At 41.2% G+C, this 16,974-nt stretch carries 13 protein-coding genes; 9 read left to right on the top strand and 4 right to left on the bottom strand.

Annotated elements, in window-relative coordinates; genetic code table 11:
• Positions 1–230: 230 nt before the first annotated feature.
• Positions 231–4,925, bottom strand: coding sequence for a GAF domain-containing protein (locus NSTC731_RS18360; RefSeq protein WP_445626202.1), 4,695 nt, complete (start codon positions 4,923–4,925; stop codon positions 231–233).
• 264 nt (positions 4,926–5,189) lie between these two features.
• Between NSTC731_RS18360 and NSTC731_RS18355 the strand changes: the two genes are divergently transcribed.
• The 5 genes from NSTC731_RS18355 to NSTC731_RS18335 all read left to right on the top strand — a co-directional run bounded on the left by NSTC731_RS18355 (position 5,190) and on the right by NSTC731_RS18335 (position 9,905).
• The gene (locus NSTC731_RS18355; protein WP_445626201.1) at positions 5,190–5,513 is read left to right on the top strand and encodes a YnfA family protein; all 324 of its coding nucleotides are present in this window, start codon (positions 5,190–5,192) and stop codon (positions 5,511–5,513) included.
• A 166-nt stretch (positions 5,514–5,679) separates the two neighbouring features.
• Positions 5,680–5,877, top strand: a complete 198-nt coding sequence (locus NSTC731_RS18350; protein WP_445626200.1) for a hypothetical protein — start codon at positions 5,680–5,682, stop codon at positions 5,875–5,877.
• A 323-nt stretch (positions 5,878–6,200) separates the two neighbouring features.
• Complete coding sequence (locus tag NSTC731_RS18345) at positions 6,201–7,598, top strand: ammonium transporter (protein WP_445632119.1); 1,398 nt, start codon at positions 6,201–6,203, stop codon at positions 7,596–7,598.
• Positions 7,599–7,712: 114 nt separating this feature from the next.
• Positions 7,713–8,579 (top strand): SGNH/GDSL hydrolase family protein, encoded by an 867-nt coding sequence (locus NSTC731_RS18340; RefSeq protein ID WP_445626199.1) that lies wholly within the window; start codon positions 7,713–7,715, stop codon positions 8,577–8,579.
• A gap of 117 nt (positions 8,580–8,696) precedes the next feature.
• Entirely contained in the window at positions 8,697–9,905 is a 1,209-nt protein-coding gene (locus NSTC731_RS18335; RefSeq protein ID WP_445626198.1) for a 4-hydroxy-3-methylbut-2-enyl diphosphate reductase, read from the top strand.
• 421 nt (positions 9,906–10,326) lie between these two features.
• Here NSTC731_RS18335 and NSTC731_RS18330 read toward each other — a convergent pair whose 3' ends face one another.
• Complete coding sequence (locus tag NSTC731_RS18330; RefSeq protein ID WP_322670168.1) at positions 10,327–10,479, bottom strand: lmo0937 family membrane protein; 153 nt, start codon at positions 10,477–10,479, stop codon at positions 10,327–10,329.
• Between the two features lie 760 nt (positions 10,480–11,239).
• Between NSTC731_RS18330 and NSTC731_RS18325 the strand changes: the two genes are divergently transcribed.
• The 3 genes from NSTC731_RS18325 (at position 11,240) to NSTC731_RS18315 (ending at position 12,954) form a co-directional block, all read left to right on the top strand.
• Positions 11,240–12,202 (top strand): VOC family protein, encoded by a 963-nt coding sequence (locus NSTC731_RS18325; protein WP_445626197.1) that lies wholly within the window; start codon positions 11,240–11,242, stop codon positions 12,200–12,202.
• 63 nt (positions 12,203–12,265) lie between these two features.
• On the top strand, positions 12,266–12,574 hold the full coding sequence (locus NSTC731_RS18320; RefSeq protein WP_445626196.1) for a type II toxin-antitoxin system Phd/YefM family antitoxin: 309 nt from the start codon (positions 12,266–12,268) through the stop codon (positions 12,572–12,574).
• Positions 12,571–12,954 carry a type II toxin-antitoxin system VapC family toxin gene (locus NSTC731_RS18315; RefSeq protein ID WP_445626195.1) on the top strand — a complete coding sequence of 128 codons (384 nt, stop codon included), beginning with the start codon at positions 12,571–12,573 and terminating at the stop codon, positions 12,952–12,954. The genes NSTC731_RS18320 and NSTC731_RS18315 overlap by 4 nt, the downstream gene beginning before the upstream one ends.
• 10 nt (positions 12,955–12,964) lie before the next feature.
• Here the strand turns inward: NSTC731_RS18315 and NSTC731_RS18310 are convergent, their stop codons facing one another.
• Together NSTC731_RS18310 and NSTC731_RS18305 are read right to left on the bottom strand one after the other, a co-directional pair.
• The gene (locus tag NSTC731_RS18310; protein WP_445626194.1) at positions 12,965–13,531 is read right to left on the bottom strand and encodes a DoxX family protein; all 567 of its coding nucleotides are present in this window, start codon (positions 13,529–13,531) and stop codon (positions 12,965–12,967) included.
• On the bottom strand, positions 13,528–14,457 hold the full coding sequence (locus NSTC731_RS18305) for an SMP-30/gluconolactonase/LRE family protein (RefSeq protein ID WP_445626193.1): 930 nt from the start codon (positions 14,455–14,457) through the stop codon (positions 13,528–13,530). The genes NSTC731_RS18310 and NSTC731_RS18305 overlap by 4 nt, the downstream gene beginning before the upstream one ends.
• 915 nt (positions 14,458–15,372) lie before the next feature.
• Between NSTC731_RS18305 and NSTC731_RS18300 the strand changes: the two genes are divergently transcribed.
• Positions 15,373–16,947: a GMC oxidoreductase gene (locus NSTC731_RS18300; protein WP_445626192.1), complete on the top strand. Its 1,575-nt coding sequence runs from the start codon at positions 15,373–15,375 to the stop codon at positions 16,945–16,947.
• Positions 16,948–16,974: the final 27 nt, after the last annotated feature.

The raw sequence follows: 16,974 nt of genomic DNA, 5'->3' as shown, positions 1-16,974 counted from the left end.
CCGAACTCAGGTTATGTATTTTTCTTTTTTTGTATGAAACCACCCTGCTTGCCCCTTATCCCCAGAGGGGGCCCCACCTTCCCCTTTAACCGAACCGTATTGTAATACTACCCACATTTCGCAGGTGCGATCGCTTTCGTGTTGTATTTTTGAAGTATGAGTATTTCAGATTACAAATCAAAGTACAAGATTATTCATCGCTTAGGCATAGTGGCATCAAGGTAAGTCGCTTAGTGACCACCTGCTCCCTGCCTCCTGCCTTCTGCCTCCTTCACGGCTTTGTTTTTAATTAAAAAGTATTGAATGCAGTTAACAAATTCTTCTAATTCTAAAATTAAATTAGTAGTACCTTTAAGGTCTCGATCGCTAGCTAGTTGTTCTAGTTTGTCAGTTGCTAAGTACATAGCTGTGGCTCCAATGTTGACACTAGCACCTTTAAGGTGATGAGTTTCTCGCGCTATTTGCCCAAGGTCATCAGCTGCGATCGCTGCTTTAATTATCTCTAAACGGGGTTTAATATCTTCAACGCATATTTGCAATAAATTTAATTCAAATTCTCGATCGTTTCCTGATATCTGATGCAAGTGTTCCCAATCAATTGCTAAGTCAGTGGAAACTGTCTGTTCATACACACCTGCCTCTTGCTGGGAAACGATCGCACCTGTCCAATATTCTAGAGTCTGTGCTAATTTTTCTTTAAATACTGGTTTACTCAAATAGTCGTCCATTCCGGCATTTAGACAAGTTTCTTCGTCTTCTTTCATCACATTAGCTGTCATCGCAATCACTACAGGACGATGACCCAATGCAAAAGCATCCTCTTGCCAACGATGAATTTCTTTTGTGGTTTCCAAACCGTCGAGAATTGGCATTTGGCAATCCATTAAAATCAAATCGTAAGGAATTTTTTCTAAGAGCTGCAAAACTTCCTTTCCATTAGCAACGACATCGGCTTTGTAGCCCAAACTCTGGAGTTGCTTTAGTGCTACTTTTTGATTCACCAAATTATCTTCGGCTAAGAGAATTCTTAACTTGGATTTAGTAGAAGGATTAGGTGGACAGGAAGTAACAATACTTGAAGTTTCTGTACTGGGAATTTCTTCTGTAGCCTCTAGCTTTCTGTTTCTACACCCTTGTTCTGATTTCGGCTGAGTTTCTAAAATATTTATGATGGTATCAAGGAGTCGTGATGGCTTAATGGGTTTGAATAAATAAGTAGCAAATCCGATTTTGAGCGCCTGTTGTACTTCATCCCGTTGATTAGTAGAGGCGAGTATAATCAAAGGGATCTTAGCAATTGCAGAATTGGCTGGAATTTGTTCTTTTATTGTCATGCCATTTGTTTGGGCTATTTGCATATCAATCAAGGCAACATGATATGATTTCCCCTGCTCGCTAGCTTGCTGAATAACTTTAACGGCCGCAGCAATACTGTCAGCTCGATCTACCTCCATCCCCCAATGAGTAGCTTGATGGCAGATAATTTTATAATTAGTAGTGTGGTTATCCACTACCAATAAGCGGCGATTTTGCAAAAGTCCGCGATCGCATTTTGGCTCAACAGGCTCAACTTGTTTGGTAAAAAGTAACTCAAACCAAAACTTAGATCCTTTGTCCATCTGGCTTTCTACCCCAATCGCTCCTCCCATCAAAGTTACAAGTTGTTTACAGATAGCTAATCCCAAACCGGTACCACCATACTTGCGAGTGGTCGAAGCATCCACTTGGGTAAATGGTGTAAAGAGTTTGCGTTGGTCTTCAGGGCTAATGCCAAGACCTGTATCTGTAATCGCAAAATGGATGGTGGCTGTAGTCAAAGAAAGCGAACGCAATTCGGCTTGTACTAATATTTCGCCAGCGCTGGTAAATTTGATGGCGTTGCTGATTAAGTTCATCAAAATTTGCCGCAGCCTACCAGTATCTCCCTTGAGTTGAGTGGGGACGTTGCGATCGATTATTGCAGCAATTTCTAATCCCTTGTTATGGGCTGAAGGAGCCAATAATTCCACCACGTCTTCTACACAAGTGGATAGGTCAAAATCGAGAGTTTCGAGAGCCATCTCTCCAGCCTCAAGTTTGGAAAGATCCAAAATCTCGTTGATCAAACTTAAAAGAGCGTCTCCACTACTGCGAATTATTTCAATAAAATCTCGCTGTTCTTCGTCTAAAGGAGTATCTAACACCAAACTAGTCATCCCCAATACAGCGTTCATCGGAGTGCGAATTTCATGACTGATATTTGCCAAAAAGGCACTTTTCGTCTGAGAAGCTAATTCGGCTTGGCGACGGGCAATTTCAAGTTCTTGTCGCTGACGAGTTTCGGCTGCTAATAGTTGGGCTTGGGTCAAAGCAATACCTACTTGGTCGGCTATTTGCCGCAAAAGATCGGTTTCAAAGCTAGACCAGTGGTGGGAATCGTCACACTGATGAACTATGAACAAACCGCTAAGTTCTTCTTTAACAAGAATAGGTACAACCAAATTGACTTTGACCCCAAACTGTTGCATTAATTCCAGATGGCTTTGTTCAACTTCTAAAAGATCCAAGTTATCCAGTCCGAAAACCTTGCCTTGACGATACTGCTGTAGATAGTACTGTTGGAGATATTCTGCTTCAAAGTAGGGGGCGGCGTTATTTTGCTCTTTGATTGCTGGTAAGCCAGAAACTACTGCTTCAACAACGGTGTTTGCAGTAGTTTCTGGCATCAGCTGATAGATTAAAACTCGGTCAGTCTGGAGAATCTTTTGTACCTCTTCGACAGTGATTTGGAGAATTTCTTCGATGTCCAAAGATTGACGAATCTTCAGGGTGATTTCGGTAAATAGTTGCGATCGCAAATTTTGGCGTTGTATTTCTTCTTCAGCCTGTTTACGCTGGATAAATTGCCCTACTTGCTCGCCGATAGAATTCATCGTTTTTACTAAATCTTCGTCAAGGGGCTGGATTTCACGATTAAAGCAGGTAATCACACCGAGGATTTTATTACCACTGCGGATCGGAAAACCAAAAGCTGCATGTAGTCCTACTTGAGCAGCTATTTTGAAGTTAGGCAAATTAATATCTTTAGCGATATCAGCGATCCAAACCGATTCAGAACTAGCCCAAACCCGTCCAGGTAGTCCAATTCCGGGTGCAAAGGTGGTTTGCCGCTTCAGTATTTCAAACTCTTGCATTTCAATGGATGCTTTATGCCAGATATCGACAAAATGCAGCACATTTGCTTGCTCATCTACCATCCAAATTTCACCCAAATCCCATGCCAAACTCTCACAGATTCCTTGCAATATTTGGTGAGTAGCTTCGCTAATTGTGGTGGACTCTGCTAGAACGCGGGTTGCAGCATATTGTGCAGTCAAATGCTGTTGTGTTCGTTTGGCATTGGTAATGTCAATGCCAGTAGCAACTATATATTCAACACAGCCCTCATAGTCTTTTAAGATGGTATTCGACCAGGCAATCAGCCGCCGACTACCATCTTTCATTACCCAATAGTTTTCATAATTATGGGAAAGTTGACCAGATCGTAACCGATCAAAAACCGCTTTAACTGGCTCCACTTCTTCAGGAAGTAGTAACAAGTTCCAGCTATACCTACCCCTCACCTCATCAAAAGAGTAACCAGTTATTTGCTCGCAGGCTTGATTGAAACGAACGATTTGCCCTTGAGAATCGAGAACTATTACCAACGCACCGACCGTATCAAGGACTGCTGAGATAAAGTTGCGTTCTTGATTTAAGGTTTCTTCTGTCCTCTTCCGTTCAAGAACCTCACGATAGATCGAGTAGTAGACTACAGCAAGAACGATAAAACTTAGGCAAATAGCGATCGCCAATGTGAGAATTGTGTTCCGAGTCCAAATCTTTGCTGCTTGTGACTGCTGTCGGATTCGTCCCCTGTCCTCGTTTTCTATCTCATCGATCGCCTTGCGGATATCATCCATGAGATTTTGTCGATCGTTTTTCAGCAGTACTTGCAACGCTGCCTCTAATCCCTTATTCTGGCGCAAATCGATAGTCTGTTTTAGTTCAGTAAGTTTAGCCGTTATCAGAAATTCAAGCGTTGCCATCTGCTTTTGTTGATTCGGTTGAGCTGCTGTTAACTTCTTCAGCTTGGCAATTTCTCGATCGACGTTACTAAGTGCTGTTTGATACGATTTTAGATAAAGTTTGTCTCCAGTGAAGATGTAACTACGTTGCCCAATTTCAGCATCCTTTACCTGGGACAGTATTTCCTCTTGGCTGTTAAGTTTTTTATAAGTATTTGTTACTAGACTGCGATTAAAATTACTAAATACTCTTGTATTTTGATCGGAAACCACCCCAATCAGAACTAAAATTATTGACGACAAACCAAAACTTGCTGCAATCTTTTTGAAAAATTGCTTGCGTACCCTCTGTACCTGGTTGCTTTTCTTGGAAGCAAGTACCAAACTTGCTAAATTTCGGCGCAATTCCAGTTGCTTTATGACTTGACGAGCTAAAGTTTGTAATGCCTCTATTTGTTTTGGATTAAGTTCTCGTGGTACGTAGTCAATTACACACAGCGTTCCGAGGGCGTATCCTTCAGCGTTAGTTAAAGGTACACCAGCATAAAACCGAATATTTGGGTCAGATGTCACCAGTGGATTTGTTGCAAACCGTTCGTCATCTTTTGCATCAGGCACTACCAAAACATCAGACTGGAGAATGGCATGGGCACAGAATGCGAAATCTCGGTGCGTTTCTGGGGCATCCAAACCGACTTTTGACTTGAACCATTGGCGATTTGTATCAATTAAGCTAATTAAGGCAATAGGAGTCTGACAAATATACGAGGCTAAACGAGTCAGATCGTCAAAGGTGGCTTCCGATGGCGTATCGAGAATCTTATACTGCAAAACTGCATCGATTCTCTGGGCTTCGTTATCAGGTAATGGTGCTTTCATCCTTGAGTCTTATCTACATTCTGGGGAGTGGGGAGTGAGGGAGTGAGGGAGCAGGGGGAGATAGGGAAGATGAGGGAGATAGGGAGACAAGGGGACAAGGGGGTAAACAAAACTCCTAACTCTTAACTCTTAACTCAGCACTCCTAACGCCCAATGCCCCATGCCGAATTTGGTCAATAAACTTACCTTTAATTAATGACAATAGTTTACTTAAAACCGTTAGCGTAATTTTACTGAGTTATATGTTGTTAAATAATCGATCAAATGCTTAAATCTCTGCTATATTTTTTGTGGGCTGGCTTATTGGAAATTGGGGGCGGCTACTTAATCTGGTTGTGGTTGCGCGAAGGTAAGCCGTCCTGGTTGGGTATATTGGGAGGAATTGCTTTAGCTTTCTATGGGGTTATTGCAACTCTCCAACCAACAAATTTTGGCAGAGTCTATGCGGCTTATGGCGGCGTGTTTATCGCAATGGCAATGCTTTGGAGTTGGAAGGTAGACGGGGTAACTCCAGACCGCTACGACTTAATCGGAGTATGTTTAGCTTTAATAAGTGTTTTAATTATCATGTTTGCCCCCAGAAGTTAAGTAAAATTTCTAGATTATTTTGAACTTTTATAGTGTTCTCTGGTAAACAAATAATAATCTCACGCAAAATTGCAAAAGTTTTTTCGCAACTAACCTGTTAGAAGCAGGCATCTGGATATCTACATGTTTATGAGGGAAATAGAAAGAGAACTCATGATGCAACATTTTGCAACTAGATGAGGTAAACTTCTCCACAACCCTCACGCTACTTGCTTCTCTCTTCTCTAAAATGACGATCGCGATCGCACCAGTAGGGTATTTCTCTACCTCATATTGGCATAACCTCTGTCTTTGCACCCTGTTCGCGATCGCACGAGAAGTTGAAATTTGCAGCATATTTGGGCAAATTATCGGAAAATACTGACAAGAATTTACAATACTCGTTACATATCACAATTATTTTGGTTTGTAACAGTAAGTAACTAAAAATTCGTAATTTTGTCCGGCTTGAATAAAATACTATTCTTCTATTCTTTAAAAAAAAAGATGCAATGTAATGATTGCGTGTTTATACGCTAATTTAAATCTTGGCAACTACAATCGGGTTTATATTTTTGTTAACATTTCAAGAAAATTCAAGTTAAGTAACTTTCAAGACAAAAATGTGTCAATAAAAGTAATCAAATGTAGTTAAGGATACAAATTGTTGGTGCTTAGGAAGAAAAAAAAGTGTTGAAGAAAGTTGTGATGATTGGAGCTATCACCCTACTATTTTTAGGAGGGCCGTTGATGGGCAATGCTTTTGCCCAAACCCCAACTGCTGCCCCGCCTACTGCTGATACTGGAGACACAGCATTTATGCTGATTTCAGCAGCACTTGTGCTGCTAATGACACCAGGATTGGCGTTTTTCTATGGTGGATTTGTGCGATCGCGTAACATCCTAAACACATTGATGATGAGCTTTGTGTTAATGGCAATCGTCGGAGTTACCTGGATTCTGTGGGGCTATAGTCTTTCCTTTGCGCCAGGTTTACCATTTATCGGTGGATTGCAATGGCTGGGTTTGAATGGTGTCGGATTAGAGATAACCGATTATCTCAAAGGGTCAAACCCGCCGGAAGTCGTTTCTTATGCCGGCACAATACCCCATCAGGCATTCATGATTTACCAAGCCATGTTTGCCATTATCACCCCAGCCTTAATTTCTGGGGCGATCGTTGAGCGGATTAGTTTCCGCGCCTATTCGCTGTTTGTTCTACTGTGGTCAACCTTTGTTTACGCTCCCCTAGCCCACATGGTGTGGGCGAAAGGTGGATTCTTGGGTTTGTACGGTGGATTAGGTGCCCTCGACTTTGCAGGTGGCACAGTAGTTCATATTAGTTCTGGCGTTTCTGCTCTAGTAGCAGCGATCGTCCTTGGGCCTCGGAAAACCCATCCCGATCGCCTTAGCCCGCCGCACAATGTTCCTTTCATTTTACTGGGTGCTGGCTTGCTATGGTTTGGCTGGTTCGGTTTCAACGCTGGAAGTGCCTTATCTGCTGCCAGTGGAACTTCTGGTAATGTAGTCACAAATTTAGCAACAACAGCCTTTGTTGCTACCAATACAGCAGCGGCGGCGGCGGCTTTAATGTGGCTAATTTTGGAAAGCGTTTTACGGGGTAAACCGACCGCAGTGGGAGCAGCTACAGGAGCTGTTGCTGGTTTGGTGGGTATCACCCCCGCCGCCGGATTTGTCACACCGCTATCAGCGATTTTAGTTGGTTTCATCACCTCCTTTGTTTGCTTCTATGCTGTGAGTTTCAAGCATAAGCTGCAAATTGATGATGCCTTAGATACCTATCCTGTGCATGGCGTTGGCGGTACAGTAGGAGCAATTTTAACGGCCATTTTTGCCACGACTCAAGTCAACGGAGGAGGTAAAGATGGAGTGCTGCGTGGTAATTTTGGTGAATTGATAGTTGAACTAGTAGCAATTGTCGTTGCCTATGTAATCGCAGGTGTCGGTACGTGGATTATTCTCAAAGTTATCGATGCTACAGTCGGGCTGCGAGTCAAAGAGGAAGCGGAATTGCAAGGTATGGATATCAACGAACACGGCGAAGAAGGTTACAACTCCGAGTTTGGCGATCGTCCTACTCAGTAGAGAGTGCTGAGTTAGAAGTTAGGAGTTGCTTCCCTAATGCCCAATTTAAGATTGTGTAATTTGCGATCGCTAGCGTTAAAATTTGATTCAAATAATTGGTAAATTTCGCTAGTCGTGTCTACATCTCTTAAAACCTTTCCTATCTGGGCATTTTTCTCGCTGTTAACCAACGGCATCCTAATGTTGGCGGTCATTCTGCTCATTTGGCAACAGCAGAGATTGGCCGCTTTTTTTGGGATAATCGCATCCCCACAGCCAATCAACCTGAATAATTCACCGCAAATTGCTACACCTGATTTAGGTCGCCGTCACCAACTCACTTATCAAGAGTGGATAGATATCCTCAACCAAGAAGCCAAGGTCGCCGCTGACCAACATCCTCCGCATTTAACCATCCTGGCGGGAGATTCTCTGAGTTTGTGGTTTCCCCCTGAGTTATTACCCGAAGGTAAAAATTGGCTCAATCAAGGAATTTCTGGCGAAACCAGCAATGGACTCTTAAAAAGATTAAAAATATTTGACCGCACCCAGCCAGAGGTGATTTTTGTAATGATTGGCATTAATGACCTAATTCGGGGCATGAGCAATGGGGAAATTTTAGATAATCAGCGCCAAATTATCAATCACCTACAAAAGACTCATCCTACAGCGCAAATTGTTGTCCAATCGATTTTGCCACATGGGGCAGAAGCAGCAACTTGGAAAGGACGAGATAAACTATTGGCTGTTGCCAATAGTCGCATTCGCGAGTTGAATCAGCAACTACAAAGCATATCTACCAAAAAAGGTGTCAAATACCTCGATTTACATCCCCTGTTTACCAACAAGCAAGGAAATCTCCGCCGCGAATTTACTACTGATGGCTTACATTTAAGTCCTGAAGGCTATATGGTTTGGCGTTCTGCATTGCAGATTTATAGCGAGATTGAATTAAAACCTCAGCAAGAAAAAGAGGGGAAAAGGTTAAAGGGTAAAGGGTAAAGGCATTAAATCCTTTTCCCTTTGCCTCTCTCTGATAATATCTTTGAAGACAACTCTGTATCAATCGCGTCTAGGCGCGAGAAAATAAGAAATAGTGAGTTTAAGTAGACAAATCTAATGGATACAAAAGCTTTTAAGCGCAACCTCCAACATTCAGAAAATTACAATCGCAAGGGCTTTGGTCATCAAGCAGAAGTTGCCACGCAGTTGCAATCTGAGTATCAGAGTAACTTGATTCAGGAAATTCGCGATCGCAATTACACTCTGCAACGGGGTGATGTAACAATCCGACTAGCACAAGCCTTTGGCTTTTGCTGGGGTGTAGAACGGGCTGTGGCTATGGCCTACGAAACTCGTCAGCATTTCCCCACAGAACACATCTGGATTACTAACGAGATTATCCACAACCCTTCTGTAAATCAGCGGATGCAGGAGATGGAAGTACAATTCATCCCCATTAAAGAAAAGAATAAAGACTTTTCTATTGTTGGAATTGGTGATGTGGTCATATTACCCGCTTTTGGGGCTAGCGTTCAAGAAATGCAGATACTTCACGATAAAGGCTGCAAAATTGTTGATACAACTTGTCCTTGGGTATCTAAAGTTTGGAATACAGTAGAAAAGCACAAAAAAATCGATTATACATCAATAATTCACGGTAAATATAAGCACGAAGAAACAGTTGCGACTAGTTCCTTCGCTGGCAAGTATTTAATTGTGTTAAATTTGCAAGAAGCAGAATATGTTGCTGACTATATTATCAATGGTGGCAACCGTGAAGAATTTCTGACAAAATTTGCGAAAGCTTGTTCAGCAGGATTTGACCCCGATCGCGATTTAGAAAGAGTTGGCATTGCTAACCAAACTACCATGCTTAAAGGCGAAACTGAGCAAATCGGCAAGCTTTTTGAGCGGACTATGTTACAAAAGTATGGCCCCACTGAGTTAAATCAGCATTTCCAAAGCTTTAACACTATTTGTGATGCCACTCAAGAACGGCAAGATGCCATGTTGGAATTAGTGGAACATAATTTAGATTTGATGATAGTAATTGGTGGGTTTAATTCCTCGAATACTACTCAGTTGCAACAAATTGCCTTTGAGCGAGGAATTCCTTCTTACCATATTGATACTGTTGAACGCCTTAAATCGGTATATTCTATTGAACATCGCCAATTAAATGGGCAGTTAATAACTACAGATAACTGGTTGCCTGATGGGGAAATTGTTGTAGGCATTACTTCTGGTGCTTCTACGCCTGATAAGGTAGTAGAAGATGTAATTGAGAAGATTTTTAGATTAAAAGCAACAACAGCACTAGTTTAAAAGTTCTCAGAGGACTTTCAAATAAAAACATCCAATTACTTAGGAGGTGGGCAGCATTCGACTGAACAAAGCCAAAGTCTTGCCCGCCTTACAAAAGTATTTTTGCTGTATTATGCAGACTGCAATACATCACAATACATCATTAGACCTTTTGGCATTTGTGCTTTTTGCACTCTTGGGGAAAAGGGTAAAGGTGAAAGGGGAAAGGGACTTTTGCAGAACCTTTTCTCCTTTTCCCAACTTATACAATAAGTCTATTATCTCCAGCTTTGCTCCTGAATTCAGAATAGTTGAATTCTTCAATTGTTTGCAATTGCCAAGATAATGAATGAGGTACAATAACTGCATCCTTCACCTCTCTTTGCAAGCGAGGAAGGGACTATAATGTACCTTCACCATGATGAAGAAATACTATATTTATTCACACATCACGCGTTTTGAAAAAATTATAGATAGCAAGACCAATAGCTAAAAGCAACACTGCATGAATGAGATTTCCGGCAATATGAAGTGCCAGTCCTAATGCCCAAAAAGCAACCAGTATAACAACAATACCCCAAAGTATACTCAACATATTATTTGTTCTGAATTAAATCAGTTTTAATTTATTCAAATATTTTACTCCATCGCTTCACTTTTATCTATTTGCCTTAAGAAAGATTACTTTGAGTGATGGCGCACAGTCATTTGCTATGCTTAATCTTTCGTTACTATTTAATTAGATAAAGATAGCGGTTCTGAACTGTCAGTTAACTGCCCCGATCGCTACCTCAAGCGACAGGATTGCTCTATAGTCGGAGCCTGTGCGAGTTGCACCATAATTGCTACTAATCAACCGCAACCTTACGATCGCCTGAAGCTAGCAATTCTAGCAATTATTGAGTCACATCCAAAAACGGCAACAAACCAGGGAATACCAGCAGCAGGTATCCAACAAGCGGCAAGTTTTCTTTGACTAGCTATTTTGGTGATTCTGGCATGACTTTAGAGATTTGCAATAATTAACGCCTCTAGCCATTGGGATAATAAACCTCTTGCAAAAGTAATTTTTGCAAGAGGGGTTAAAGGGAAAAGGGTTTTTATGAGCCGCTTTCCCCTTTAACCCTTACCCTTTTCTCCACTTTTGCAAGAAGTCTAAGAAATATTTCTACCGAAAGAACTATAAAAATTTCATCACGATTTCATTATTGGATGAAATCTTTAAAGGATAAATTCAGTTACATGTCTTTCTTCAGCTAGAGATAAATTTTATCATATTTTTGATATTGATTTATACAAGACTCATATTGAATTTTTGCGAAGCTAGTACATAATAAGTACAAAGTCTGTTGAATATGTCAAGTCAAACCGATGTACAAGTACAAAGAATTAGAGCTATTGGCTTAACAGTGACAAACTGCAATCGCTCTTTGGATTTCTATACACAAGCACTTGCTTTTGAACTAGTTTCTGACATTACTGTTGAAGGACAGGATTACAGCGACTTAGGAGGTGTGACTGGGACAACAATTCGCATTGTCACTTTACGATTAGGTGATGAACCGATCGAGTTGATGGAGTATCTTAATATTCAGGGTAAACCCATTCCCAGCGATTCACAAAGTAATGACTTGTGGTTTCAACATCTGGCAATTGTCGTGAGTGATATGGATCGTGCTTATACTCACTTGCGTTCATTTCCCATTGAACCAATTTCAGTTGCTCCCCAGACAATACCACCTGAGAATAAAGCATCTGGTGGTGTCCGCGCTTTTAAGTTTAAAGACCCTGATGGTCATGATTTAGAGTTAATTTGGTTTCCACCTGATAAAGGACAAGATAAGTGGCATCAAAATAGTCATAGCTTGTTTTTGGGAATCGATCATAGCGCGATCGCTATTTCCAATACCGAGCAGAGTCTACACTTCTACTGCAACCTCCTGGGAATGCAAATTGATAGCCGCAGTCTCAACTGGGGTGCAACCCAATCTCGCTTGGATAATTTACCAGGAGCCGAAGTCAAAATTACAGCACTACGACCTGTTCAAGATGGTGTGGGAATTGAACTGTTAGACTATATTGTGCCTGAAAAAGGCCGCCCAATACCGAGTGACTGGAAAAGTTGCGATATTGCACATATCCAAATTGAGCTTGTTGTAAATAATCTTGAACAGTTTGTAGATAAGCTACGGCGTAACAAAGTTCAGTTTATATCGTCGCGGATTGTACAGTTTAGCGATCGCTCTTTTCCTTACCGCCAAGGTTATTTAGTTAAAGATCCTGATGGACACGCAATATTGCTAATTGCGGAATCTTGATGTGGGAAGCGATGGATCGTTGATTGGCTATAATACTTGTAGTGAGGTAGGACATAAATAAAAATGTCAGAAAAAACTTTCGATATTGCTTACTTATCTGATAATTTACTTGAGTTATTATCAGATATCCAAAATAATGTTGAAATTACGCTAACTCGTCAAGGGGTTCCTTGGGCAAAGGTTTTACCTCTGTCTCAAGCAGAGTCTATAGTTGAAAAAGCAAGTTTAAATCATGGCTCGATGGTGATGATTAGTGAAGATATCTTAGAACCCAGAGTTGCAGGTTTTTGGCAAGGACAGGTTAAGATTTCTGATGATTTTGATGAAACTTCCGAAGAGGTGATTGCTGCTTTTTATGGGGAAGATCAATGAGTTTTCTGCTAGATACTCATATCCTGCTATGGTTTTTAGCAAATGATTCTAAGTTGTCAAATCAGGTACGAGAAGTAATTACTAATCCTGAAAATTTAATTTTTGTCAGTGCTATTAGTGCTTGGGAAATTTCGATTAAACAGTCTTTAGGAAAGTTAATAGCTCCTAGTAATTTAGAGGAGGCTTTGCGCTTTAGTCGATTAGAGGTTTTAGCAATTACGTTGGCACATGGAATAAAAGTTGCTGATTTGCCAATGTATCATAAAGATCCTTTTGATCGGATGTTAATTGCTCAGGCTTTGGTAGAAGGTCTAACAATAATTACTGTAGATCAGAAGTTTAAATTTTATGATGTGGCGTTGTTAATAACTGAATCATAAATATGATGATTCACCTTCCAAAAATCAAAGCATCAAGCGAATAAGCACCAGGGCCTAAAACTGCGATCGCAATTAGCATAACGCAATACATAAAAGCCTTTTCCCAACTTGGGGGTTCACCTTGTCCTAAAGCACCTTGATACTGTTCTGGAGGAATTAAGTATGGATCTTGAGCGACAAAAGGCTTACCTCCAGAGATGTGCAAATATATTGCAAAAATCATTGAGCAGAGAATAGGCAAAGTTGCTAAGAGTGTGAGGAATCCAATTATCAGAAAAATTCCACCACCTAACATCGATGCAGCTGATAAAAAGCAAAGAAAAACAGGCATTTTTAGAGACTCAGCCCACCGTCGAAGATGCGTTATCTTGGGATAGCCGTGTAGTATAAACAACCAGCCAAGGCTAACTCTGAGAAGTAAAAGTGCCAATCCTGGGAATCCGTCAGGATACACCGGAGAAAGTGAACTTAACAAGTGTGGACTGAGCTGTGGGAAATTAAATGCAGCTAGGAAAAAAGCGAGTTCCTTCGGAATAGCTCCGCTTAACGCTACACCCAACCCAAATTGATAAATCATAGTTGTACACCACGAGTATTAAGGTTGATAGCATATAACGAATGACCGGCTGTGATAAATAAGCGTTCACGAAGTGTCCCTGAAAGGGAATCGCCTTCTTGACCACCGAAAGTCAGGTTAGCTGATGTCTCCGGTACAAAAATTTTTCCTAAGCGAGTTCCATCGGGGGCGTATATCTGCACGCTATCTTGAGAGGTAGTAAAAACATTGCCATGTTCGTCAACCCGCAGTCCATCCGGTTGTCCTGGCTCAATGACTGCAAATACACGCCCATTCTTTACATAGCGCTCGCCTACAACCTTATAAACACGAATATGATGAGGCCCCCCAGGAATATTAAACGCAGCTGTATCTGAAACATATAAAAGGCTTTCGTCTGGACTGAAAGCCAACCCATTAGGGCGTACCATGTCTGTTACTACAGGATAAATCTCACCTGTTTCTGGGTCAAAGCGATACACGTAACTTCCGGGTTGTTCCTGTTCGCCGCCGTAACCTTGATTTGGCTCGGTAATCCCATAAGGCGGATCGGTGAACCAAATTGTACCGTCACTTTTGACTACCAAATCATTTGGACTGTTCAGGCGTTTGTCTTGGTAGCGATCGACTAAAACCTTCCATTCACCATTTTGTTCGCGTCGGATAATAGCACGCAAACCAGAGGAACAAGCAACCAGACGACCCTCTAAGTCACGGTAATTACCGCTTTGGTAATCAGATGGATCTCGTAGGACAGTCACATTGTCAGTAGCACTCCACCGCAACAGGCGATTACCGTGAGCATCGCTCCACACAACACTGTCATCTTCATGGAAGTAAACAGGCCCCTCGCTATGGACTGCACCGTTGGCAAGCTTTTGAAGTGAGGCTTCTGGGCGTACAATAGCACGCAGGCGATCGTCATAAATCTCAATGGCTTCAGGCATAGAAATCTCCTGTTATTTAACTTGGCTACTGACGATAAATATCAGGTATAAATTAATACTAAAAGTATTGCCAATGTCTACTTAATATCGGGCAACAAACTAAGTGTAAAATTTTCAACTATTCTCATCAGTTACTAAATACAATATTGAAGTTAATGATTATAAAGCTAATTTTTACTATATCGATCTCCATTAACATTGAACCATAGATATAGATTGCACTAAAATACTATTTTTGTTCAAGATAAATCTTTTATAACACCATCGAATTAATAGCTTCCTTAAATGCCAAGCAAAATTTATTTACTATTTTTGTAAATATATTACATGACTAATTCACACAATAAAAATAAAAAATGAAATTAAAATGAAATAAGAACCTGTCTTTAGGCATAAATAAATATTAATCCATTAGAGAGAAGTAATATTGTAATTCAAGCTTTAATCTAAGCATAATAATCTGTCTTTAAAGGGTGTTTGAAAAGCTATAGTTATTGGTCAAAGTGTCTAATACCCCCTCTAACCCCCCTTGTAAATCTACGGTGCATACACAAGTCTCAAGTAGTTGATAAATCTTGGTTTTACCCCACCCTAACCCTCCCCTTATAAAGGGGAGGGAACAACATTTGTTCTGTTTCCCCCCTTTATAAGGGGAGATTAAGGGGGGTGATTCGACTTGTGTATACACGGTAGCCCTTGTAAATGGTGGGGAATAATCTCTTAAATCCCTCCTTTACAAGGGGATTTTGGGGGTTAAGATCAGAATTTAATGTGTTATACGACACTTTTAAAACATATTTTTAAAAGTATTCAAATTTTGAAAAAACTTATAAAGTAAATTAAAAGATTGCCAAATTAATTTGTGGCATCAAAGAAATTAAACCGTAATTAATATGAAATTACCAATTATCAATTATGACTAGCATCACAGAACATTACGATATCATTATTATCGGTACAGGAGCCGGTGGAGGTACATTAGCTCACCGCCTTGCACCCACAGGTAAAAAAATTCTAGTACTGGAAAGAGGCGACTTTTTACCGAGAGAGAAAGCTAACTGGAATCCAGAGGAAGTCTATCAAAAACATCGTTACCATACTGATGAGCAATGGTATAACAAGGAAGGTAAAGCCTTTCAACCTCAGACAGGCTATTGGGTTGGTGGCAATACCAAACTCTACGGTGCAGCCCTAATTAGATTCCGGGAGCGAGATTTTGAAAGGGTAATTCATAAAGAAGGAATTTCTCCAGAATGGCCTTTGAAGTATCAAGACTTTGAGTCATACTACACCCAAGCAGAAAAGCTATATGACGTGCATGGTCAGGAAGGAGAAGACCCCACAGAACCACCTCGCAGCGAACCATATCCCTATCCGCCAGTGAGTCATGAGCCAGATATGCAGTCCCTTGCTGATGGCATCCGGGAACTGGGTTACTACCCATTTCATTTACCACTAGGATTAAAGCTCAATGAAAGCGATCGCCTAAATAGCCCTTGCATTCGCTGCGATACCTTTGATGGATACCCTTGTCTCGTACACGCAAAAGCCGATGCTGATGTCAACGCCATTCGTCCGGCTCGTGAAAAATATGCCAATGTTACTCTTTTAACTAATACTAAAGTCTTGCGGCTGCATACCAGTGAGTCGGGGCGAGAAGTGACGAAGGTAGAAACTGAAATTGCAAAAGAGCAACATTGGTTTGCAGGCGATATTGTGGTTGTTGCCTGTGGTTCTGTCAACTCAGCTGCTTTGCTGTTACGCTCTGCTAATGACAAACATCCCAACGGATTAGCAAATAGTTCCGATCAAGTGGGGCGGAATTTTATGAAACAACTGGAAACAGCCATAGTTTCCATACATCTAGAGGTGAATCACGCCAACTTTCAAAAAACGATCGCTGTCAACGATTTTTACTGGGGAGAGCCAGATTTTCCTTATCCGATGGGCATGATTCAGAATACAGGTAATGTCCTAGCTGATATGATTCCCGGTGAAGCACCCCCACTGATGGCTCCATTTATCAAGCTGATTCCTCATTTTGAGCGCCATTTGCTGGCCGAGCGATCCGTTGGCTGGTGGTTGCAGACAGAAGATTTACCAGACCCCAATAATCGGATTCGGGTTGTGGGCGACAAGATTCATGTTGACTATACACTGAACAATACCGAAGCAAGCGATCGCTTAATTCATCGCTGGACATCTGTACTCAAGTCAATTCCTGATTCTGCCAAACACGTCCTGCCATTTAGCATTTATCCCCGCACTCATATACCTGAACAAGCAGTTGCTCATCAATGCGGTAGTTGTCGATTTGGCACAGATCCCAAAACCTCAGTCCTGGATCTAAATTGTCGTGCCCATGATGTCGAGAATCTTTATGTTGTAGATAGTAGTTTCTTTCCGTCAAATTCGGGAGTTAACCCCACGCTTACGATTATGGCGAATGCATTGCGTGTTGGCGATCTGCTTGCAGCAGCGCTTCTTTGACGCATAGCTAAACGATTGAAGTAGAAA

It is taken from the genome of Nostoc sp. DSM 114167, from assembly GCF_052692655.1.
The sequence above is the reverse complement of the archived record's forward strand: the minus strand, read 5'-3'. Positions and strand labels throughout refer to the sequence as shown.

Coding starts and splice junctions, on each gene's coding strand:
- NSTC731_RS18305 (WP_445626193.1), bottom strand. CDS start 14,457: ATGCCTGAAGCCATTGAGATTTATGACGATCGCCTGCGTGCTATTGTA.
- NSTC731_RS18345 (WP_445632119.1), top strand. CDS start 6,201: ATGATTGGAGCTATCACCCTACTATTTTTAGGAGGGCCGTTGATGGGC.
- NSTC731_RS18355 (WP_445626201.1), top strand. CDS start 5,190: ATGCTTAAATCTCTGCTATATTTTTTGTGGGCTGGCTTATTGGAAATT.
- NSTC731_RS18320 (WP_445626196.1), top strand. CDS start 12,266: ATGTCAGAAAAAACTTTCGATATTGCTTACTTATCTGATAATTTACTT.
- NSTC731_RS18360 (WP_445626202.1), bottom strand. CDS start 4,925: ATGAAAGCACCATTACCTGATAACGAAGCCCAGAGAATCGATGCAGTT.
- NSTC731_RS18310 (WP_445626194.1), bottom strand. CDS start 13,531: ATGATTTATCAATTTGGGTTGGGTGTAGCGTTAAGCGGAGCTATTCCG.
- NSTC731_RS18335 (WP_445626198.1), top strand. CDS start 8,697: ATGGATACAAAAGCTTTTAAGCGCAACCTCCAACATTCAGAAAATTAC.
- NSTC731_RS18330 (WP_322670168.1), bottom strand. CDS start 10,479: ATGTTGAGTATACTTTGGGGTATTGTTGTTATACTGGTTGCTTTTTGG.
- NSTC731_RS18315 (WP_445626195.1), top strand. CDS start 12,571: ATGAGTTTTCTGCTAGATACTCATATCCTGCTATGGTTTTTAGCAAAT.
- NSTC731_RS18300 (WP_445626192.1), top strand. CDS start 15,373: ATGACTAGCATCACAGAACATTACGATATCATTATTATCGGTACAGGA.
- NSTC731_RS18325 (WP_445626197.1), top strand. CDS start 11,240: ATGTCAAGTCAAACCGATGTACAAGTACAAAGAATTAGAGCTATTGGC.